15 protein-coding genes are annotated in these 21,606 nt (G+C 57.0%); all 15 read right to left on the bottom strand.

The genetic code is table 11. The annotated features are described in order from the left end of the window. Nucleotides 1–6 precede the first annotated feature (6 nt). The 15 genes from G6N80_RS02135 to G6N80_RS02065 all read right to left on the bottom strand — a co-directional run bounded on the left by G6N80_RS02135 (nt 7) and on the right by G6N80_RS02065 (nt 21,603). Entirely contained in the window at nt 7–1,146 is a 1,140-nt protein-coding gene (locus G6N80_RS02135) for an ABC transporter permease (protein WP_156379346.1), read from the bottom strand. Nucleotides 1,147–1,207: 61 nt separating this feature from the next. After that, on the bottom strand, nt 1,208–2,194 hold the full coding sequence (locus G6N80_RS02130; protein ID WP_062556739.1) for an ABC transporter permease: 987 nt from the start codon (nt 2,192–2,194) through the stop codon (nt 1,208–1,210). Nucleotides 2,195–2,339: 145 nt separating this feature from the next. Next, nucleotides 2,340–4,244, bottom strand: a complete 1,905-nt coding sequence (locus G6N80_RS02125; protein WP_165130943.1) for an ABC transporter substrate-binding protein — start codon at nt 4,242–4,244, stop codon at nt 2,340–2,342. 124 nt (nt 4,245–4,368) lie between these two features. Next, nucleotides 4,369–5,421, bottom strand: coding sequence for a LacI family DNA-binding transcriptional regulator (locus tag G6N80_RS02120; RefSeq protein WP_165130941.1), 1,053 nt, complete (start codon nt 5,419–5,421; stop codon nt 4,369–4,371). Nucleotides 5,422–5,431: 10 nt separating this feature from the next. Further along, nucleotides 5,432–6,667, bottom strand: a complete 1,236-nt coding sequence (locus tag G6N80_RS02115) for a CehA/McbA family metallohydrolase (protein WP_165130939.1) — start codon at nt 6,665–6,667, stop codon at nt 5,432–5,434. Further along, nucleotides 6,664–9,729 (bottom strand): alpha-mannosidase, encoded by a 3,066-nt coding sequence (locus G6N80_RS02110; protein ID WP_165130937.1) that lies wholly within the window; start codon nt 9,727–9,729, stop codon nt 6,664–6,666. Before G6N80_RS02110 ends, G6N80_RS02115 begins: the two co-directional genes overlap by 4 nt. Nucleotides 9,730–9,794: 65 nt before the next feature. Next, nucleotides 9,795–11,138 (bottom strand): polygalacturonase PglB, encoded by a 1,344-nt coding sequence (gene pglB, locus G6N80_RS02105; RefSeq protein ID WP_165130935.1) that lies wholly within the window; start codon nt 11,136–11,138, stop codon nt 9,795–9,797. A gap of 136 nt (nt 11,139–11,274) precedes the next feature. After that, complete coding sequence (locus tag G6N80_RS02100) at nt 11,275–12,918, bottom strand: Na/Pi cotransporter family protein (protein WP_062556745.1); 1,644 nt, start codon at nt 12,916–12,918, stop codon at nt 11,275–11,277. A gap of 199 nt (nt 12,919–13,117) precedes the next feature. Then, complete coding sequence (locus tag G6N80_RS02095; protein WP_165130933.1) at nt 13,118–14,158, bottom strand: sn-glycerol-3-phosphate import ATP-binding protein UgpC; 1,041 nt, start codon at nt 14,156–14,158, stop codon at nt 13,118–13,120. Then, nucleotides 14,158–15,006 (bottom strand): sn-glycerol-3-phosphate ABC transporter permease UgpE, encoded by an 849-nt coding sequence (gene ugpE, locus G6N80_RS02090; protein WP_062556747.1) that lies wholly within the window; start codon nt 15,004–15,006, stop codon nt 14,158–14,160. The genes G6N80_RS02095 and ugpE overlap by 1 nt, the downstream gene beginning before the upstream one ends. 7 nt (nt 15,007–15,013) lie before the next feature. Then, on the bottom strand, nt 15,014–15,895 hold the full coding sequence (ugpA, locus tag G6N80_RS02085) for a sn-glycerol-3-phosphate ABC transporter permease UgpA (RefSeq protein WP_062556748.1): 882 nt from the start codon (nt 15,893–15,895) through the stop codon (nt 15,014–15,016). A 156-nt stretch (nt 15,896–16,051) separates the two neighbouring features. After that, nucleotides 16,052–17,356, bottom strand: a complete 1,305-nt coding sequence (gene ugpB / locus G6N80_RS02080) for a sn-glycerol-3-phosphate ABC transporter substrate-binding protein UgpB (RefSeq protein WP_062556749.1) — start codon at nt 17,354–17,356, stop codon at nt 16,052–16,054. 253 nt (nt 17,357–17,609) lie between these two features. Further along, a complete protein-coding gene (locus tag G6N80_RS02075; RefSeq protein WP_165130931.1) occupies nt 17,610–19,058 on the bottom strand; it encodes a sensor domain-containing diguanylate cyclase in 1,449 nt (482 codons plus the stop codon). 140 nt (nt 19,059–19,198) lie between these two features. Beyond that, entirely contained in the window at nt 19,199–20,359 is a 1,161-nt protein-coding gene (locus G6N80_RS02070) for a glycosyltransferase family protein (protein WP_165130929.1), read from the bottom strand. Next, entirely contained in the window at nt 20,356–21,603 is a 1,248-nt protein-coding gene (locus tag G6N80_RS02065) for a glycosyltransferase family 4 protein (RefSeq protein ID WP_165130927.1), read from the bottom strand. The genes G6N80_RS02070 and G6N80_RS02065 overlap by 4 nt, the downstream gene beginning before the upstream one ends. Between the last annotated feature and the right edge of the window lie 3 nt (nt 21,604–21,606).

The raw sequence follows: 21,606 nt of genomic DNA, 5'->3' as shown, positions 1-21,606 counted from the left end.
CCTGCCTCAGCGACCATAAGGATCGGCCGCATCGCGCAGGCCATCACCGAGGAAGTTGAAGGCCAGAACCACGAAGATGATGGCGATGCCGGGTGATAGCAGCCAGGGCGCCAGACTGATGGAGCGCAAGTTCTGCGCGTCCTGCAGCAGCACACCCCAGCTGACGACGGGTGGACGCAGGCCGAGACCGAGGAAGCTGAGCGCCGTTTCACCGAGGATCATTTCCGGGATCGCGAGGGTCACGGCGGCAATGATATAGCTGGTCATGGCAGGCAGCATATGGCGCGTGATGATGCGGTATTCCGATGCACCGGCCAGCCGTGCGGCGAGAATGTAATCCTCATTGCGCAGGGCAAAGAAACGGCCACGCACGACACGCGCCAGATGGGTCCAGCCGATCAGGGCCAGAATGAATGTGATCAACACATAGACGAACAGCGGATCCCAGGCGATTGGCAGCGCAGCCGCCAATCCCATCCAGAGCGGAATTGTCGGGACAGAACGGATGAACTCCATCAGACGCTGAATGAGAGCATCAACGAGGCCGCCATAATAGCCGGCGATCGCGCCGATGAAGAGGCCGATGACGAAGGAGAATGCCACGCCGATCAGACCAGCGGACAGGGTAACGCGAGCGCCATAGAGCAGACGCGTGAACAGGTCACGTCCAAGGGAATCCGTGCCCAGAAGGTTCACCTTCTGGCGTTTGTCGGCAGCACCGAAGAGATGGATCTTGGTGGGAACCAAGCCAAGCAGATCGTATTCCGGTCCTTCGACAAAGAAGCTGATCGGTACGATTTTCGTCGTATCTCGCTCATAGATCACGCGCGCCGTTTCCGGGTCGCGGGAGCGTTTCAGCGCATAGATGAACGGGCCCTGGAACTTGCCATCGTGGAACAGGTGGATGTTTGCCGGAGGCACGAACGTGTTCAACTTGTCGATGTCAGCCGGGCGATAAGGCGAAATGAAATCGGCAAACAGTGCCGAGAAGAAACAGAAGATCAGAAAGAACAGCGAAGCCATGGCAAGCTTGTGCTTGCGGAAGCGCCACCAGATGAGCGTCCATGGCTTTGCCGTATAGCTGCGGCCTTCCTTCGTGGTCTGCTCACCGGCAAGAGGCGGCACTTCGCGTTCTTCGGAAGCCATGACGGCATCGTAAATCGGATCGGACATGGTGTTGGAAATCTGGGTCATGAATCTAGTCTCCTTACGCCATGCGAATGCGCGGATCGGAAACCGCAAGCAGGATGTCGGATAGCACCGTGCCGATGACGGTGAAGACGCTAAGGATGAGGATAAAACTTCCGGCCAGATACATGTCCTGCATCTGCAAGGCTTTCAGAAGCAGCGGGCCTGTTGTCGGCAGGTTGAGGACCACGGCGGCAATGATATCGCCGGAGAACAGAGCGGGAAGCGCCCAGCCCACCGTCGAGATGAATGGATTGAGAGCAATGCGGACAGGATAGCGCCAGACAACCGTTCGCTCGGTGAAGCCCTGTGCATAGGCTGTCTCGACATAGGGTTTGCCCAACTCGTCCAGCATGTTGGCACGCATGACGCGGATGAGACCCGCCGTGCTGCCAAACGCCAAAACAACGATCGGTACCCAGAGATGTTCGAGCAGATCGACGAACTTGCCCCACGACCAAGGTGCCGTCTCGTATTGTCTTGAGAACAGCCCACCGACATCCATGTTGAAATAGGCGTAACCCAGCCACATCAGGATGAGCGCCAGCATGAATTCCGGAATGCCTTTGCCGATGAAGCCGAAGACAGTGAAGATGTAGTCAAAGAACGAATACTGGCGCGTCGCGGAATACACGCCGATCGGGATCGCAATGATCCAGGTGAAGATCATCGAAAGGGTGGAGATCGCCAGCGTCAGGCCAAGCCGGTCCCAGATCATGTCCTTGACGTCCATGTTCCATTCAAGCGACCTGCCGAAGTCACCATGCATGACGATGGCACTGATCCACCGCCAGTACTGCACCAACAACGGATCGTTGAGGCCGAACTCTTGCCGCATCGCCGCTTCCTGCAATTCGGTGATGTATTCGCCCGAATGCCGCAGCTGCGCCACGTAGGCGGTGACATAGTCGCCCGGCGGAAGCTGGATGATGACGAAGGAAATGAAGGACACGAAGATCAGAGTGGGAATGGCCCACAGGATCCGGTTGACGATGAGGCTGAGCATGGCTTCCCTTTCCGGGCACCGGGCGCATGGTCACGGGGCCTGTTGCCACGAAAGGGGGCAACAGGCTCGCCGAAACAGCTTTGGTCCGGTTCAGTTCAATGGAAAATGACGCCCACGATCACCAAGTGCCGCGGGCGTCTCTTCATCATTTTGCGAAGAAGAACTGCGCCGGGAAGGCCAATCCTTCGCCGCGCGTCACGTCGTCGTTGATCAGACCGTCGCGGACATTCTTCACGGTATTCTTGGCAATGACCAGCGCCGGGGTTTCACCCACGAGACCAATGACATAACCTTGTTCGACAAAGGTGCGGATCATCTCGTTGACGGCCTTGTCCGCCTCTTCCTGCGTGCCCGCAACGGAAGCCTTTTCCCACGCAGCCCAGAGCTTGCGGATCGGATGATCCTTTGGCGGCTCAATGCCCGATACGCCCTTGGTTTCGTGCCACTTGTAGTATTCCTGACCGTATCCATCGTCACCAAGGATGAGGCGCGGATCGGAAGGCACGATGGAAAGGCGGTCGAAGGAGGTGTACTGCATCTCGAAGCTGTTGTTGTCGCGGTTTGCATCGAACGCCGTACGGTCGATAATACGCGCCTGAAGCTCGATACCGATGTCCTTCCAGCTGTTGCGAACCAGTTCCAGCGTGTTCGCAAACGCATCCTGGTTGGCTTCAACAACGATGGTCACGCGCTTCCCATCCGGACCCAGGCGGAAACCGTCGGCATCCTTCTTGTTCAGACCGATCTGGTCGAGCAGCTTGTTTGCCTTTTCGGGATCGAATTCAGCCCAGTGCTTCTCGAGGTCTTCCTGATAGTAAGGTGAACCGGAGACCGGCGAGGCAGAACGCGCTTCTCCGAGACCGGACTGGGCGAGCTCGTTGATCGTATCACGATCGACACCTATGCTCAGCGCCTGACGGAACTCGGCCTTTGCATACAGCTCCTGCAATTGCTTGTTCTTGGTTGTGAGGTTGGGCACGAGCGACCAGACTTCGGAGTTGGTCCACTTCAGAACCTTGTAATTCCCCTTCTTCTCGTTCTCCTTGTAGAAGGTGAAGTCACCATTGTTCGTGAAGCGCTGTTGCATATCCAGCTGGCCCTGCACGACCATCAGGTTGAAGCTTTCCTGTGCGTCGAAGAGCTTGTGCTCGACGCGATCGATATAGGGCAGCTGGTTACCCGCCTTGTCGACCACGTAGTAATAAGGATTGCGCTCCATCACCATGACATCGGCCGGTGGAGGTGTCACGATCTTCCAGGGCGTAATGACCGGCAGAGCGGGGTTCTGGTTCCAGGCCGTGATCGGGCCCTTGGAGCCCCACAGATCCTGCCACTTCTTGACGCCCTTTTCCGCAACGGCCTTGTCGAGAGCGGCCTTGTCCACATACTTGGGATGGAAGTTCTTCAGGTAATGCTTCGGCTGAATGAAGGTTGGGCGGTCAAGGCTTGGCTCTCCAATCGAGTCCTTCGCCATGATCGTCAGGAAGTAGACGTAAGGTGTTTCGAACGACACCTTGAAGGTGCGCGCATCGACGATATCGACCTTCATCGGCTTGCCGCCAGGCGCATAAAGCGTATCAATCACCGGCACGATGTCACGGTTCATGAACACGTCTTCATACCAGAACTTGACGTCTTCCGTCGTGACCGGCTGGCCGTCGGACCACTTGAGGCCTTCAAGAAGCGTGAAGGTGAATTCCTTCGCATCCGGGCTCATCTTGTAGCTTTCGATGAAGGTTGGCATCAGCTCAAGCTTGCCATCCTCGCCCATGACGAATTTCACCGCGCGTTCTTCAAGCAGCTTGGTCGGACCCCAGCGATCACCAGGTCCCTTATAGGCGCGATGCCACGTGCCACCAAATGTACCTGCCTCACCGAGATCCAGCACACGGGGCTTTGCAGGAAGACGCTTTTCAACCGGCGGAAGCTTCCCGGCCTTCACCTGTTCGGCCAGCATCGGCGACTCCTGAAACGCAAGCGCCGTCGTGGCGGCACAGCTCGTCAGAAGAGCAACTATTGATGCAATGAAAATTTTTCTATTATTGCGCATGCCCGTCCTCCCAGATGGAAAAATTTCGGCGATAACCACTATATTTCCCATTAAATCGCCCTGAAACGGACGATCTTTCATCGGAGTGTGAAAATCAAGGACAAAAATATTTTCATTTTTCGCATCAGCGAAGGAGGTTGGATGCCGCGCTATCCCGCTCGATGAGACGGCAACCCAATTCAATGCGTTGGGTCGGGTGATCGTGTCCGCTGATTGAAAGCCTCTGCTCCAACGCCTTCAGTGTGGCCACAGCGAGCGAGTCGAGCGGAACCCGGACTGTGGTCAGAGACGGAACGGTCAGGTCGCCTGGGGCGACGCCGTCAAATCCGACGACCGCGATGTCACCGGGAATCTGGAAACCTTGCGCCTGCAACTCGCTCAACGCCCCGATCGCAAGGTTATCTGCGGCACAAAAGACTGCCGTGTGGCCATCCAGGCCGCCGTGGCGAGAGATGAACGACCTCAACGCCTCCCGCGCATGATCCGGTTCATAGCCATCCGCATAAATCGTGCGACCAAGATCCAGAGGAAGATTCTGTTCCATATAGGCATCATGGAAACCGTCGAGGCGCCGCATGATGGTACTGCGTCCGCGCCATGTCAGATGAAGAATGCGCCGGTGGCCGCGCGAAAGAAGCCACTGCGTAGCAAGCCGTGCTGCATAGCGGTTCGCGGGCGCAACCGTATCTACCGACATGGTCGGGTCTTCGCCATTGAGTAAGACAATGGCGTAGTTCGAAGCCGCGAGCGGCCGTAGAAGTTTCGGATTATCATCGTAGACGAGGATGATCCCTTCTGCGTTGACCGCCTTGGCGCCCGCAAGAATCTCTGCCGCGTTCAACTCAGGTGAACCGTTGTGCGCCACGATCTTGATACCGCGCCGCTCGCATTCGCGGGAGAGTGCAGTCAGCAGCGTCCACGAAACCAGGTTGATGTCGTTATGCGGCAGATTGCCGGGCGGCACGGCAAGGTAGATCGTGCTGAGGGAGGCGATTGCGCCTTTCTGCTGCCGCTTGGCGAGATAACCCAGCCGCCGAGCCGCCTCCAGAACCTTGATCCGAACCTCGGCGGAAATCGGCGCCGTTCCATTCAGCACGTGCGACACCGTGCTGAGCGCAACGCCCGCCTCCTTGGATACATCCTTGATGCCGATCTTGCGCTCTGTGCGACGGTCCAAATTCTATCCCCTATTCGGCGTAAAATGGATTGGTGAACAGCTTGGGTTCCTTGCCATGCCACACTTCGAAGCGAACGAACTGTCCCTCGAAGCGGTGGTCCAGCACAAAGCTTGCGGCATCGGCGTGTTGTACACCAATCTGCCCCTTCTCGGTAATCACCCGAACCTCGTCTCCTACACTCAGGCCACTGAATTCGACCGGAACACTTGTGCCAACAGACACCTGCGAACCAAAATCGGGAGTAGTTTCGCCAAATGGCTTTGCCATCGCTTCGTCCGGCGAATGACATACGACATTGCGACCCGCCCGAACCGCCTCGAGGATCGCCGCAATAGAATGGCCTTTCGACAGAAGCCGGTTTGCGGGCCGTCCATGACGACGACGGTTCTTGAGATGGAAATCGCTGCCACCCGTCGCCGGGATCCGACGGCCCTGCACCAGCAATTCCTGCCAGAATGCGAGCCCCTGCTCGTTCATCACGGACCAGTTGCCGTTCCAGATTTCGTAGGCATCGAAGCACACATCGAAACCTGATTGCCAACGCCCACCATCGGAATTCTGAAATGGGTGGTTGATGACAATCGTTGCCCCGTTTGCCTTCGCCTCCAGCATCTTGTCGGCAACATCTTTCGGCGAGCGGCAGCGCCAGTCCTCGACGGGTTTTGCCACGCCATGAAAGTTCGTGTGGCCATAGAAGGAGGTCAGTTCTATCGCGGGGATGACCAAAATGTCGGGATCGTCCGGGCGAATGAAATTCTGCGAAATGGTGTTGTGGTCGGTAATGGATACGAAATTCAGACGCGCGGCGCGTGCGCGGTAGATTGCATCCAGAACCGTGACACCGCCATCCGAGTGTTCCGAATGACTGTGCAGTTCGCCGACCAGCCACTGCTTCTGTTTGTTGATCAAGCGGATCTGGACATCAACCTTGCAGTTCGGCCCGATTTTCACGATCCCGAGCACCACATGCCACGAGCCAGGCAGCGGCCCTGCATCATAGCCCGGGGTCGCGCGATCTTCTTCAACCGTGATGTGGCCGCGTTCTGAGCCGGTCCATCCACGCATGCGGCCGTTTCGCGCAACGCCGAGATCGATCACGCTGCCACCGCCGCCGAAGGGATAGTGATAGCTGACTTCAATGCGGTCTACATCGGGACCAACCGAGAAGGGAATTTCGACAAAGGATTTTTCGCCTTCCGGAAATGTGTCGATCGTTACATCGATCTGATGATAGGGCGCGTTCATGACTTGCCAGTTCCTGTCAATTTCAGTGTCACGATTTCAAATGGTTTCAGAGTCAGCGCCACATGACCATCCGGGGAGATCTGCAATGGCTGCGGGTCGCGTTCGAGGAGATCCACGGTCTCGATTGTTGCGATGGCGCTATGAAGCCGAAGCGCAATTGTTCTCTGTCGTGCTCCCGTCTCCCACAGGCGAACGATGAGGGCATCATCGCCTTCCGCCCGTTTGACCGCTTCGACTGCGACGCCTTCTCCTTCAACCTCGAAGGGCAGCGCAGCCGCAAAGTGACCGGATACGATGCGGAGTGGATTGTTGAATTCCTCGGCTGCTTCATGGACTGCGACGAGATTGCCATCATGCAACATCAATGCATAGCGGAAGCGATGTTGGCCCTGATCTGCCTGCTCCCATGGATAGGTCGGCGAACGCAGCAACGTCAGTCTCAGCATATTGCCCTTGGCGTCGTAGCCATATTTGCTGTCATTCAGCAAAGCCGCACCAAAGCCCGGTTCCTGCATGGATACCCAGCGCTGCATGGAACATTCGAACCGTGCTCGATCCCATGAGGTGTTGCGATGGCTTGCGCGGCTGACATGGCCAAACTGGATCTCAGCCTCGACCGATGCAGAGTTGAGCGCCAGCGGGAAGCCAGTCTTCAGCAGCGTATTGTGCTCATGCCAGTCGATATAGGTATCGAACTCCACTTGCCGCGAGTCCGCTTCAAGAGAAACGATCTGTACAATACGCGAGTTTTCATAAGCCCACTCGAAACGGAGGGCCGAGCGCAGAGGCCCCTGCTCCACAATCCGGTAATCAACCGGAGCGCCCAGCTCATAGGGCTGATCCTCGAAATCGGCATCGATATCCCAGGCATCGAACTGCACGGGCATGTCACGGAAGATCTGGAGCTGGTTCGCAATCGCTCCTGACGGTAGCAATTCCCGATCTGCGAGACGGTCGAAAATCGAGGTAATACCGCCCGTGTCATTGAAGCGCACGACAAGGTTCGGGTTTTCGAGCGAAGACAGCGTCACAACGGGCGCCGGGCCCTGTTCCGGCGATGCTTGAACAGAACTGAAGCCGAGCGCCGCCGCGTTGCTGACTGGAATGGCGAACTCTGCTGCGCCATCCGCGCGATGTATGACCTGCCGAGAGGCAGAGCCAATGTCCTGCGTGGTAAAGGCAAGACCACTGCGCGTGCGAGGCAGCGTGTTCAACACGGAGAGCCCCTCACGTGCCCGCAAGACATCGAGCAGTTCGGCAGTCAGCCGTGCAGCCGTTTCAAAAAACTCTGCATAGTCGCGGTCACTGTCATCATAGACCGGGCCGATGGAGGAACCCGGCAGGATATCGTGAAACTGGTTCAGCATCACAATATCCCAAAGCGCGCGAATTTGCCTCGAGGGGTAGGCATGACCCGCTTGCCGCTGTGCGAGAACAGCCAGCATTTCGATCTCGCGCAAGGCGATTTCCGCCAGACGGTTGTTGCGCTTGTTCTTGGCAACCGATGTCAGCGTTCCACGATGGAACTCCGCATAAAGCTCGCCGACCCATACTGGATAATTCTCGGGGTTTGCCTTCATCCGCTCGATCAACCGCTCGAAGAAGGGTCGCATCGGGGCGTGTTCAACTTTCGGGCAGCCAGGAATGCCGCGTTCCATGCGCCGAATGTTCTGCAGCATTTCCCGCGTTGGGCCACCACCGCCGTCACCGTGGCCATAGACCAGGAAAAGTTCTGTGTTCAACTCTTGCTGGCCGTGCCTGCGCCAGGTGCCCATGACGTGGCTGGGTTTCAGATCCGGGCAGTAGGTCGTGCCGATGCTTCTTGAGTCGTAAGGCTGCGTTGTCAGGAAATAGGCGGGCACTTTCGTGCCATCGATACCCTGCCAGAACAGGGTCTCATCCGGCATCCGGTTGGTATCGTTCCAGGACAACTTGTGTGTGACGAAACTGTCGAGGCCCGACTTCTCCATCAATTGAGGCAGGGAAGCGGAATAGCCGAACGTATCTGGCAACCAAACCATGCGTGGGCGGATGCCAAAGGTCTTTTCATGATACTCGACACCATACAGGATATGGCGAACCAGGGCTTCGCCACCGGCAATGTTGACATCGGGCTCCAGCCACAGCGCGCCTTCGATCTCAAAACGGCCCGTCTTTACTTCAGCCTCGATCCGCTGGAACAGTTCAGGATAGTCCTGTGACAGATAGTCCAGAAGCACGCATTGGTTATACATGAAGCGGTAGTCTGGAAAGTCCTGCATCAGCGCCAGCGCCGTCGCCATGGAGCGAGCCATCTTCTGGCGCGTTTCCCGTACCCGCCAGAGCCACGCAACATCGATATGGGTATGTCCGGTGACGGTGATGGTCGGCTTCGCCTCGAAATCCAGCGTCTCATAAATGGGTTGGGCAGCAAGTCGTGCCGCAGCAACAGAACGGAGAAAGCGCGCGTTATCGCCTGGGCGGAGATCGACCAGATCCAGGGCTTTCTCCACATGGTTCATGATGAAATGACGGCGCGGATCGTCTTCGGCCAGAAGGCGTGCAACATCGAGGGGTGCGCGCAGATCATAGTAGAGATCATCGACTTCAAGATCATGCGTATAGAGCGCGCAGGCGAACCCTAGCTGCCTGCGGTCTTCGATCGTTCCAGCTTCAATGAGGATATCGAAGGCCTCGCCTCTTTTGCCCTCAGCGGTCAGCAGAAACTCGCGGTGATTTCCGTCCACTCCTTGGCGTATGGCGCCATTGACCCGCACGAGACATTGCGGATCGCTTCTGCCCATCACGCTGCCAAACGCCGCCTCTACGCTGACAACGATGCGTTTTCCTTCGGCTTCGGGCGGAAGCATGATCTTGCCACCGAACCAGTAATAGCCATCCGGTTCACCCCAGATGAGATCCCGGGACACGGCCGTCCATCCAGCACGATCGCTCGCCACCATGGCAGGGCGATTGGCCGCGGAACCGGGCGCGTAAGCCAGCGGGACATTGATGCCCAAAGGAGTAAAGATGCGCTCACGCAGGCGCGCCAGCAGGTTATCAAGCTTCTTCAGGCGTTTCATGAGGTCATTCCAGTGTGAGGTCAGGAGCGCAGATATGTCTGTGTCGTAAGCGCTAGCGGTAGCTTTCACGACCACACTGCAGCTTCGCGCTCGCGCACGACGATAGCCTCTGCGCCCCAACCAGACGGAAGCGGCGATGGGCGCCGGAATTCGACGTCGGAAAGCTGAAGCCCGACCACGTTCGATGCGAAGAAAGCAGGCATGCCTCCGGGATAAGGCACAAGACCGATCACCTGCCCGTTCTCGTCCTTGACGAAGGCATTGGCGCGACCTGCAGCATCTGGCGAAGGGGCCAGATCGAAATGCGTCGGGCGCATGTCATACCGTTGCCCACGGAAGCGGCCATCCCGCTGGTCAATCGCCAGTTTCCGGAAGGACACGTTGCGAATGCCGGACGCGCTGTCAGCAACAATGTTGATCGCGCCCTCCATCGTGCCGGTGATGTTTTCGAAGATGATATCCTCGACAGAGCCTGCGGGCGTGCCCGGCCGCCGGTCCACGACATTGATGGTGATCGCTTCGCCCGACCCCCAGAAACCGTCCGGCGTCTCGCTGGCCTCAAGGCGAATATTGCGATGAACGATATTGCGCACTCGGCCACCGTCTCGCGAAAAGATGCCGAGCGCGCGATTTGAGCGAACGATCTCGCAATCCTCGAACAGGATGTTTTCGAAATCGCCGTAGCTTTCGGTGCCGATTTTCAAGGCACAGCTTCGGCTTTCGATCCTGCTATCGCGAACCGTGATATCCCGGCAGGCACCGACGGCTTTGCCATCCGATCCCCTGCTCGTCTTCAGGACGACGCCGTCGTCGGCAGTCGCGATATCGCAGTCACGGATGGAAACGCGTTCGCAGGAGTCGATCACCATGCCGTCCGTATTTGGCATCTCTCTGTCATTATCCACTTTGACGCCGCTGATCGTCACATCATGGGTCGAGATCAGGTGGATCGTCCACATCGGAGAGCTTCGGACCGAGAAGTCGGAGAGAGACACATTCCGGCAACGATCGAAGACGAGGACCCTTGGCCGGTGCGCCGCCGGAATATGCGTGCCCATGTCGTCCAGCCGACCGACAACGTAATCCGGTCCAGGCGCCTTGATGACGCCCTTGCCCGAAATGCGCACATCGGCGGCATCCTGCGCGAGAATCATCGCTGTGTTGGAGTCTTCGGCAATGACATCAATCGTGTTGTCGGCATAAGCCGCATAATCGGACAGAAACTGGAGCACTGCACCTTCGGACAGGTGCAGATCGAGACCGCTTCGTAGCCGCAGCCCCCCTGATATGTAGAGACCGGGCGCAAGTACCAGCCTCACTCTATCTCGCGCGGCCTTATCGATCGCTTCCTGTAACGCAACGGTTTGACAGCCTTCTAAAGCAATAAAAACATTTTCATTGCGTGACATGGCTTAATCCTCCCCAGGCATGCAAATGAAGCAATGGCGTAGAGTTTTAGCCGGATTATCAAGCCTTACAAGTGAAAATAGGCGATCAAGCGCAAGTAAATTCGCTGGTATCACGCTCTCAATAATGAAATTATTTTTATTCCGCCGCTTTCAAGCGACTTTCAACCAGGAGACCACTTTCATCTAGGATGGGATGCGCCACGGAAACGATGTGCGCATTGATGCGCTTGAGGTCGCGTAGCAGATCAAGGTGCAGCGAGCTGGTCTGGAGGCTCTCGGTATTGCCTTCCTGCAATCGCTTCAAATGCTGCTCGGCGGACTGCTTTTCCATCCGGCGAACTTCGACCTTGATTTCCATCATCCGCTTGGCAAGCGCAAAATCTCGGGTAACGAAAATGGTCTGCGCAACGCGCAGGTTGTCCAAGGTAAGGTTCATGAGCTTGGTCAGCTCGGCATAACCATCCTCCGAAAACTTCAAACCAAGCGAGATCTTCTTGCTGATCTGCGGAACGAGCCCCTTTTCGATGATGTCGCCGATATGCTCGAGATTGATGGCATAGTCGATGATGTGGATCGAGCGTCGGCTGTTTTCCTCATCCAGTCCAACGCGGCCCAGTTTGGAGAGATAGACCTTCACTTCCTGCTGAAGATTATCGACGCGCTTTTCCAGTGGCCCCACGTCTGCGAGTTGCGAGAAGTCGCCGCGAGTGAATGCGTCGGATGTCTTGATCAGCATCCGTTCGATCAGGTCGCCAACCCCAAGCACTTCACGCGTGGCACTTGCCAGCGCGACAACGGGTGTCGATAGCTCTGCCTTGTCGAGGAAACGGGGTTGCGTGTCGTTCTCGACCTCCTGCGGAATGAACTTCGCCATAGCGTTAGACAGCAGCGAGGAAAACGGCCAGGCGAGCGCTGCCAGCACAAGATTGAAGGCGAGATGCGCATCAACCGCCAGCATTGAATGGGGCGTTGGGAGTGTTTCCAACAGAGAACCGCCGTAGCCTGCAAGTGGAAGTGCAACCGCGCATCCAACACCGCGGACCACCAGATTGCCGAGCGTGACGCGTCGCGCGGGTGCTGCTCCTCCAAGCGAAGCGATAAACGGTGGAATGGCGCCGCCAAAATTCGAACCCAGTACCATGACGACAACCAGTCCGGTTGGTACTGTTCCAGACGCTGCCATCGACAGGATCAGGATGACAGCCGCCAGACTGGAGGACGATACGAAGGCGATAAAGGCGGCGAGAGCAAACGCCACGATCCAGGCATTATCCAGAAGGCCGATGAATGCCACCAGCGCCTCCGAATGCCGCAGCGGTTCGGTTGCAGCGCTCATCAGATGCAGAGACAACAGCATCAAGCCGATACCGATAAGGGCGCTGCCAAGCCCTTGGCGGCTGGTCGAGCGCCCGCGATAGACGACGATCCCGATAAAGATCAGGAGGGGGGAAAGCCAGCCGATGCCAAACCCTACAATCCAGGCGGTGATCGCGGTCCCGACATTTGCGCCGAGAAGGACGATTTGCGCCATGCGTGGCTTGATCAGATCCTTTTCGACAAAGGAGGCTGTCATCAGCGCCGTCGCGGTAGAACTTTGCAGGGCAATAGTGGCAAAGAAGCCGGAAAAAAAGGATCGAAAACCGTTTTTTGTGCCGGATGCGAGGCCGGTCCGCAGTTTTCCGCCGAAGGCTCTGGAGACGCCATCCTTCACCTGTGCGAGACCGAAGAGCAGCAATGCAACTGCTCCAAACAGGTTTATCATGACGGCTGTCGAGCCCATTTCTCGTCTCTTTCTCTGACTCGCAAATCGGAATCGAGCGAACAGTATCTCAGGATTCAGCCAAAACTCTGAATGTTACGTTAGCGCCGGGCGCACTTTGGTCCTGACGATTCGCACGATGAACAGACTATCACCATCTGCGCGGAAAGATGCTGCTCGCGCGACCTCAGGAGACCACGCGAGCGACGGCTGGTACATTTCAGTCTATGCGAACACCATTTGCGTCGAAGTAGTGGAGATCTGCCGCAGACGCTGCGACCGACAGCTTATCACCCGTTTCGATCCGCGAACGGCCAGAAACACGGAATGTGATATCCGCACCGGACGGCAGGGTGCCGTAGACATAGCTTTCTGCTCCAACCAGCTCCACTGCACCGACGGTCACATCGGCGCTGAAGGCGGCATTGGCAACAGAGCCATCCTGCAGTTTCAGATCCTCGGGACGAACGCCAATCGTCGCGGCCTTCCCGGCACTGATTTGGCCCAGCGCAAAACCGCCGCGAGCAACATCAATGAGGTTCATGGAAGGAGAGCCGATGAAGGTTGCCACAAAGGTGGTAGCTGGTCGCTCATAGAGTTCGATCGGGGTTCCGACCTGCTCGATCTTGCCACCGTTAAGAACAACCAGCCGGTCGGCCAGGGTCATGGCCTCCATCTGGTCGTGCGTGACATAGACGCTCGTCGTTCCCAGTGCGCGCTGAAGACGCTTGATCTCGACACGCATCTGAACGCGCAGTTTGGCATCGAGGTTCGACAACGGCTCATCGAACAGAAACGCTGATGGTTCGCGAACGATCGCGCGACCCATGGCGACACGCTGACGCTGACCACCGGAGAGCTGGCGTGGCTTGCGCTCCAGATACTGCTCGATTTCCAGCGTCGCAGCAGCCTTCTTGATCCGCTGATCGATGACATCTGCTGGAGTGTTGCGGTTCTTCAGGCCGTAGGCCAGATTCTGGCGCACCGTCATGTGCGGATAGAGCGCATAGTTCTGGAAAACCATGGCGATATCGCGCTCCGACGGCTCCAGGTCGTTGACCACGCGGTTCCCGATGGTGATCTCGCCCGACGAGATACCTTCCAGACCGGCAATCATGCGCAGAAGCGTGGACTTGCCGCAGCCGGAGGGGCCGACCAGCACGAGCAATTCGCCATCTGCAATGTCGAGCGACACGCCCTTGATGGTTTCTACCGCGCCCGCATAGGTCTTGCGTACGTTATTCAGGGTAATCTTGGCCATTACTTTTCAGTCTCCACAAGGCCCTTGACGAACCAGCGCTGCATCAGAACCACCACCAGAATGGGCGGGATGATAGCAAGGATCGCCGTGACCATGACATAGTTCCACGGGGTTGCTGCGTCTGCGAAATCCACCATCTTGCGCAGACCAATGACGATGGTCGACATGCGTGCATCATTGGTTACGAGAAGCGGCCACAGATATTGTGTCCAGCCGTAGATGAAGAGGATAACGAAGAGCGCCGCGATGTTGGTACGCGACAGGGGCAGCAGGATATCCTTCATGAAGCGGAAGGGGCCTGCATTGTCGATACGAGCGGCTTCGACCAGTTCGCCAGGAATCGTCAGGAAGAACTGGCGGAACAGGAAAGTGGCGGTGGCCGATGCCATCAAGGGAAGCGTCAGCCCCATGTAAGTATCGATCAGCCCCAGATCGACAATGACCTTGTAGGTCGGCAGGATGCGAACCTCGACGGGCAGCATCAGCGTCACGAAGATCATCCAGAAGAAGACCATGCGGAACGGGAACTTGAAGAACACGATCGCATAGGCCGAAATGAACGAGATGATGATCTTGCCGATGGCAATGGCGAGAGCCACCACAAGCGTGTTGAACAGCATGCGCTCGAGGCTGACGCCAGCAACACGCTCAACACCGCCTGTCATGGCGCTGGTGTAATTTTCCACAAGGTGGTCGCCGGGCAGAAGCGAAATCGGCGGCCTGAGGATCTCTGCCGACGTCATCGACGAGGCAACGAAGGTGTAATAGATCGGGAAGGCCACGATAATGATGCCGATGATCAGCATCAGATGGCCGAAGAGGTTTGCGATAGGTCGTCTTTCGATCATCTCGGCCTCACGAATAATGCACGCGCTTCTCGACGAAGCGGAACTGGAATGCAGTCAGGGCAATGACGATGATCATCAGGATGACCGACTGGGCTGCGGAGGAGCCGAGGTCGAGGTTTACGAACCCGTCATTATAGACCTTGTAAACCAGGGTCTCCGTGGCCTTTGCCGGGCCACCATGCGTGACAGCATGAATGATGCCGAACGTATCGAAGAAGGCATAAACGGTATTCACCACCAGCAGGAAGAACGTCGTCGGCGCCAGCAACGGGAACACGATGGTCCAGAAGCGCCGCGATCCGCGCGCACCATCAATGGCTGCAGCCTCGATAAGAGACTTCGGAATAGCCTGCAGGCCCGCAACAAAGAACAGGAAGTTGTAACTGATCTGCTTCCAGGCCGCCGCGACGACCACCAGAACCATTGCCTGATCGCCATTCAAAAGCGGATCCCATGCAATGCCGTTACGGCGCAGGATATAGGCGAATGTACCCATGGCGGGGTTGAACATGAACAACCACAACATGCCGGCAATGGCGGGCGCTACGGCATAAGGCCAGATCAGAAGCGTGCGATAGAAGCCCTGGCCTTTCGTGACGCGATCGGCTGCTGTTGCCAGCGCAAGCGCGACCACCATAGCAAGAATTGCCGTGGCGGCGCTGAACACAACGGTTACCTGCAGAGAATGAATATAATTCTCATCCGACAGGACGTACCGGAAATTGTCCAGTCCAACAAAGCCGCTTGCAAGACCAAAGGGATCTTCCCTTTGCATCGATTGATAAAGCGCCTGACTGGCAGGCCAGAAAAAGAAGATCACTGTCAATATGATCTGCGGTGCGACCAGCAGATATGGCAGCACCTTGTTGGGAAAAACGACGCGTTGCACGGCGGCTGTCCTGTGAATGCGCGAGCCCGGAAGCAGATGTGCCTTCGGGTCAATCCACGCGATTTGAAATCAGGGAACGACAGGCATATCGAGGCCCGCCTGTCCCGGCAAAGGCAGCCCGCGACAAATCCATGTCGCGGGCGCCTTTTGGAGAAGTTAGCGACGAGCCTGCTTGATGGCAGCGTTGCCGCGTTCAACGATCTTGTCCATCGTTGCCTTCGCGTCCTGCTTGCCTGCGAGCAGAGCTTCATATTCTTCGTTCATGATGTCACGCACCTGCGGGAGGTTTACGAGACGCACGCCCTTGGAGTTTTCCGTCGGAGCCTTGCCCATCATCTGAAGGATCGGCGTTTCGCGGGCCGGGTTCTTCTCGTAGAAGCCAGACTTCTTGGTGTCCTCATAAGCAGCCATCGTTACCGGCAGATAACCGGACACCTGGTGCAGACGAGACTGGATCGGGGTCTGGGACAGGAAGTTGAAGAACTGGGCAATGCCCTTGTATTCGGCATCGCTCTTGCCGCCGAAGACCCAGAGGCTGGCGCCGCCTGGGATCGTGTTCTGCGGACGGCCTTCGCCCGGATAGTAGGGCAACTGACCGATGCCGTAGTTCATGCCGGACTTGATGATGTCGCCCAGACCGCCGGAAGACTCGGTCATGATGCCGCATTCACCAGAGGTGAAAAGCTGCTTGGCTTCGGATGTACGACCGCCGTAACGGAAGGTGCCGTCCTTTGCGAGTTCAGCCAGCTTGCCGAAATGCTCCACGAAAAGCGGGGAGTTGACCTTAAGCTGCACATCCGTGCCACCGAGGCCGTTCTCATTCGTTCCGTAGGAGACGTTGTTCCAGGCCGCCAGGTTTTCGGTCTGGATCCAGGTCAACCAGGTGGATGTCATGCCGCAAGGGCTAGCGCCGCTGGACTTGATCTTCTTGGCGGCTTCAAAAATTTCTGGCCAGGTCTTCGGCGCAGCATCCGGGTTCAAGCCCGCCTTCTTGAAGGTGTCCTTGTTGTAGTAAAGGATCGGCGACGAAGAGTTGTAGGGGAAGGACAGCATGGTGCCGTCCGGCTTCGAATAGTAGGCTACGATACCAGAAAGATACTTCGACTTGTCGAACGTGAAGCCGCCCTTCTTGAGGACATCGGCAACCGGCATGACGGCACCTTCGGCACCCATCATGACGCCGCTGCCTGCATCAAAGACCTGAAGGATTGCGGGAGCCTGCTTGGCGCGGAATGCGGCGATGCCGGCATTCAATGCTTCCGGATAGGTGCCCTTGAATACTGGTACGATCTTGTACTCGGTCTGGCTTTCATTGAATTCCTTGGCGAGTTGCTCCACAACTTCGTTGTTGGCGCCCGACATGGCGTGCCACCACTGCAATTCGGTGGCTGCAAAGCTTTGCGTCGCTGCCAAAATTGCACCTGCTGCGACGGCGCCTGCATAGAACGTGCGATAGGACATTCATTCCTCCCTGACATTTTTCATGGCGTGGCATTCAAATCTTGATGGGCCACATTCGTTGGTGGCGGACCTCCCCAGCCTCCAAGATTACTGTTTTAGAATGTCAGAGCCAGAAGGAGAAGTGAAAGATTGCAAAGCTGTGCAATTTTTGTTGAAAACGTCGCGAGCCACGGAAATCAACAATCCTGTCAGGGTCTTAAAGCGGCTATTTCAACTTTTGGGCGCGAAGTTCCGCTGTGAGCGGAGAGCATATTCAACGTTTGGCGCGGATCATGGGGCGGAATGCTTGCTGCTCGCGCTTGTTTTCATACATCAAGGCATCTGCACGCCGCACCACGGACTCGATCTTTTCGCCTTCGTCACTCGTGGCAACGCCAATCGATATGCTGAGAGGCGTGTTCGAATAGAACTGATTGTTGATCTTCAGAAGCTCATTCACGGTGTCTGCCATGGCCGCCGCCGCGACCTTGTCTGCACCGGGCATGAGGATCGCAAACTCATCCCCACCGATACGGGCGGCGTGATTGGGGCGGGAGACGGCGCCGGTCACCACCTCACCGAGACGGCGCAGCAGAGCGTCCCCGGCGTCGTGGCCCATCGTGTCATTCGTTTCCTTGAGGCCATTCAGGTCCAGAATGAGCACAGAGACCGGGCGCAACGGCTTGCGTTCCAATCTGTTCAGTTCGTCGATGTAGAAAGCCCGATTGTGAAGCTTGGTCAGGACATCATGCTTGCCGAGATATTCGAGATAGGCTTCGGCCTTTTTGCGCGCCGTGATATCGGTCAGCGCCACCTGCACCTGAGCCCAATCGTCCTCGTGACCGGGAAGCACGGAGAATTGCAGCAGAACGTGCTTTTCAGCCCCATCCAGCGCGTAGTTGACCACCTCGCGCTGATGGAAGAGATTGCCGTTCCATAGCTCGATCAACTGCTCCTTGAAGTGCTTCTCCATTTCATCGCGAAAGATTTCACCCTGACGATGCAGAAGTGTGTTGCGGTCAGGCGCACAGAAGAGATCAAGCGTCGCCTGGTTGACGTCGATCACACGGATCTCACTCATGCACTGGCGAATGAATTCCGGGTGCACATCCGTAAAGACACGGAAATCGCTGATGCCGCGATCGCGCAGATCCTCCAGCATATGTTTGATGCGGCTGAAATCTTCCACCCAGAGCGATACCGGCGAATGCTGGAAGATACCTTCCGCATATTGACGGTTTTCTGCCTCCCTGCGGCGTGCCGTTTCTCTTTCGGTCACATCTTCCGTTGTCAGCAGGATCCGCTCCAGCGTATTCTCGTATCCAGGCATCACGATACCACGCAATTGGATATCGAGCCTCTGGCCAGAAATCGTATAGTTCACCGCCGACCCTGCGAACTCCGTTTGCCCCTCGAAAAGGGCTGAGAGCTCATTGATATGGCTCTCCAGCATTTCGCCGCGAAATATCTGCCCAAGACTCTCAACCAGATGGGCCTGGTCGGTCGCGCCGAAGAGCTCCAGCGTCTTGCGATTGACGGCCATGACCCGGATCAGACTGGCGCAGGCCGCAACGCGTGAGAGGTCAGCCCTCAAGTAGGAACGAATATCGTTGATGCCAGCCGCTCTCCACGCCTGCAACTGACGCTGTACGTCGCTAAAATCTTCCATCCACATTGCAATGGGAGCAAGATTGAAAAGATCAGACTGATCGTTCGGTGTCATGGGAGAAAGCTTTCAAAACGACAGCGGCAGATTTCGATTCGGTAGACCGCGTCTCCAGTCTGATGTTTAGCCATCAAGAAGCAAGGCATCAGGACAAATTTATGATCCTGTGTTGTCTTAAGGCTGCGACGAACGGCAGCTCAGATTTTCAATTTTTCCATAATTCTGGATGCCGTGTTCGCTGCACCATCCAGTGATAGTGCGGGCTTCATTCGCTGCGGCGAGCAATCTGCGGCTGAGATAGCCGCCGCGAGGGTCGCGCCATTCAACCTTGCCTCTGACACGACAGTCGCAAAACCGAGCGCTTCCAGCTTCTCGGCCCGAACGCTTTGTTCCGTCTCTCCACCTGACGCAAAGGGGATCAGCACGTTATCGCAGCTCGCCCGCAACAGGTCACAAACGGTATTGTACCCTGCTTGCGAAATGGACAACTGAGCATTCATCAGCAGGTTCGGAAAATCCTTGCGGAAGCGAAACAGGCTCACGCTTGCAGGCGTCTCGCGCTCAATCCGTTCGAAATCCGCCTGCGGCATATTCGGGCCCGTTATGATGCACCACCGACGTGTGTCGGAGAGCTCGACGCGAGCTGCAATCGCGGCTTCGATCAATTGCGCACCGACCGCGCCGCCACCCGCCGAGACGACGACATCAAAACGATCTTCGCTGGGCTGCGGCGGTTCCGGCGCGACCAGCCCCGTATAGAACACCTTGTCTGCTACGCGCCTTGCGAGGGGAAATGTGTCTTCCAGACGAACAAAATTCTCGTCGCCATGGACCAGGACCCCGTCGAAATGCTCTTCAATCAGGCTCGCGGTTTCTTCATCGCGGCCGGGCTTTCGATTTTCCTGCAGGATATCCCGCACCGAGCTAAATAGCAGCGGCTTGCGCGGATGCGACCGGATGGCCTCCACCAGGGGCAGAAGTTCGAAACGCATCTGGCGACGCCCGAATGGAAATGCCTCGATGATGACGGCGTCAGGATCTGCTTGGCGAAAGGCAGCGAGAAGCATCTCAACGCGCAAACGCATAAACGGCTCATCCACCGGATTGCCACTCGCGTCAGACAGACCCGAAAAGCTGCTGTTCGACGACAGGATGACCGGCAACTGAACGTGACGGACGCCCTCCCCCGGAAACCCCTCTATGATACTGCCGCCAGTGACGACGGTGACATCCAGGCCCGCCTGCGCCATCGCCTTCGCGATACGGCTTGCACGCACAAGGTGCCCGATGCCCAGAAGATGCTGCACATAAAAGAAAACGCGCTTTCGGCTATCGGAGGCTTGCACAGCGGATGTCATGGGATCTTGGACCAGCTCTTCGTGAACAGTCTATCGAGATCGCGAATGCTGTTGTGATAATCGAATTCGCTTCGTACTTTGGCTTCGGCAGTCGTCGACAGCCGGTCTCTGAGCGCCGGATCGCGAATCATCCGATCCAGTGCGCCAGCCAGTTGGTCTATATCTTCGGATTCCACGAGAAGACTGTTCGTCTCGTTCTCGAACAACTCGACGATGCCCGACACTGTTGTGGATACTACGGGCAGACCCTGGCTGGCTGCCTCAACCATTACGTTCGGCAGGCCGTCACGGTCACCATCCGACGTGACACGGCAGGCAAGCGCAAATAGATCACTGGTCCGGTAATGCTCCAGCACATCCCGTTGATCCAGCGCACCTTTCCACGTCAACCGCTTCTGGAGACCCAGTTCATCCGCAAGCGCTTTCAATTTCGAAAGCTCGTCACCACCGCCGATATGGGTGAAATGCCAGTGCAGATCAGGCGGCAATTTGGCAAGCGCCTTCAGCAGAACGTCATAACCCTTTTTCTTGACAGCACGCCCGACGCTGAGGATCTGCACAGGATCGAACGCATCCGCACCGGTTCGTGAAGGCCTTGACCCCAGAAAATGCGGGAATCGATCAAGATCCAGCCCATGATAGCTCAGATGGACATTGTTTCGTCCCCTCGAAAGAAGGGTCAGCTGTTCGAAACCAACCTTCGTGCACGTTACCGCCCAGTCGGCATGCGCCAGTTTTTCCTGAAGCTCCCAATCTTGCGATGTCCAGATGTCCTTGGCATGGGCCGACACTGTCCACGGCGTACCGCTGATCATGCTGGCATAGCGCGCGACCGAGGCTGGTGTGTGAATGAAATGCACGTGCAGCCACGCTGCATCGCGCGGCCATTCTGCCACAAGCACCGCAGCTTGACCGAAACGCCGGAAACGGTTGCGCGAAAAATCCCGCTTCACATCCGCCCAAAAGGCTTTCAGTGCGCTGGCAAAGCCCTTGGCACGGCAAACTCGCACCAGCGCCTTCAGAACACGAAGCGGTTCTTCGTGCAGATATTCCGGGAGATACCAGACCTTGGCGTTGATCTCGTCGTGAACCGGATGGCGCTTCTTGTCGGTCGGCCTGCGCATGGCCACCAGTTCCAGCGGATAGCCCGCACGCTCCAGACCGAGCAGTTCCTGCGCGATAAAGGTTTCCGAGAGACGCGGATAACCCTTCAGCAGCACGACAATTTTCTTCTTTTCGGTCACGGC

Origin of the sequence: Rhizobium rhizoryzae (assembly GCF_011046895.1) — a bacterium.
GTDB classification, from domain to species: domain Bacteria; phylum Pseudomonadota; class Alphaproteobacteria; order Rhizobiales; family Rhizobiaceae; genus Neorhizobium; species Neorhizobium rhizoryzae.
This window is presented reverse-complemented; position numbering and strand designations above follow the sequence as displayed.

Coding starts and splice junctions, on each gene's coding strand:
- G6N80_RS02135 (WP_156379346.1), bottom strand. CDS start 1,146: ATGGCTTCCGAAGAACGCGAAGTGCCGCCTCTTGCCGGTGAGCAGACC.
- G6N80_RS02130 (WP_062556739.1), bottom strand. CDS start 2,194: ATGCTCAGCCTCATCGTCAACCGGATCCTGTGGGCCATTCCCACTCTG.
- G6N80_RS02125 (WP_165130943.1), bottom strand. CDS start 4,244: ATGCGCAATAATAGAAAAATTTTCATTGCATCAATAGTTGCTCTTCTG.
- G6N80_RS02115 (WP_165130939.1), bottom strand. CDS start 6,667: ATGAACGCGCCCTATCATCAGATCGATGTAACGATCGACACATTTCCG.
- G6N80_RS02110 (WP_165130937.1), bottom strand. CDS start 9,729: ATGAAACGCCTGAAGAAGCTTGATAACCTGCTGGCGCGCCTGCGTGAG.
- pglB (WP_165130935.1), bottom strand. CDS start 11,138: ATGTCACGCAATGAAAATGTTTTTATTGCTTTAGAAGGCTGTCAAACC.
- G6N80_RS02100 (WP_062556745.1), bottom strand. CDS start 12,918: ATGGGCTCGACAGCCGTCATGATAAACCTGTTTGGAGCAGTTGCATTG.
- G6N80_RS02095 (WP_165130933.1), bottom strand. CDS start 14,158: ATGGCCAAGATTACCCTGAATAACGTACGCAAGACCTATGCGGGCGCG.
- ugpE (WP_062556747.1), bottom strand. CDS start 15,006: ATGATCGAAAGACGACCTATCGCAAACCTCTTCGGCCATCTGATGCTG.
- ugpB (WP_062556749.1), bottom strand. CDS start 17,356: ATGTCCTATCGCACGTTCTATGCAGGCGCCGTCGCAGCAGGTGCAATT.
- G6N80_RS02075 (WP_165130931.1), bottom strand. CDS start 19,058: ATGACACCGAACGATCAGTCTGATCTTTTCAATCTTGCTCCCATTGCA.
- G6N80_RS02070 (WP_165130929.1), bottom strand. CDS start 20,359: ATGACATCCGCTGTGCAAGCCTCCGATAGCCGAAAGCGCGTTTTCTTT.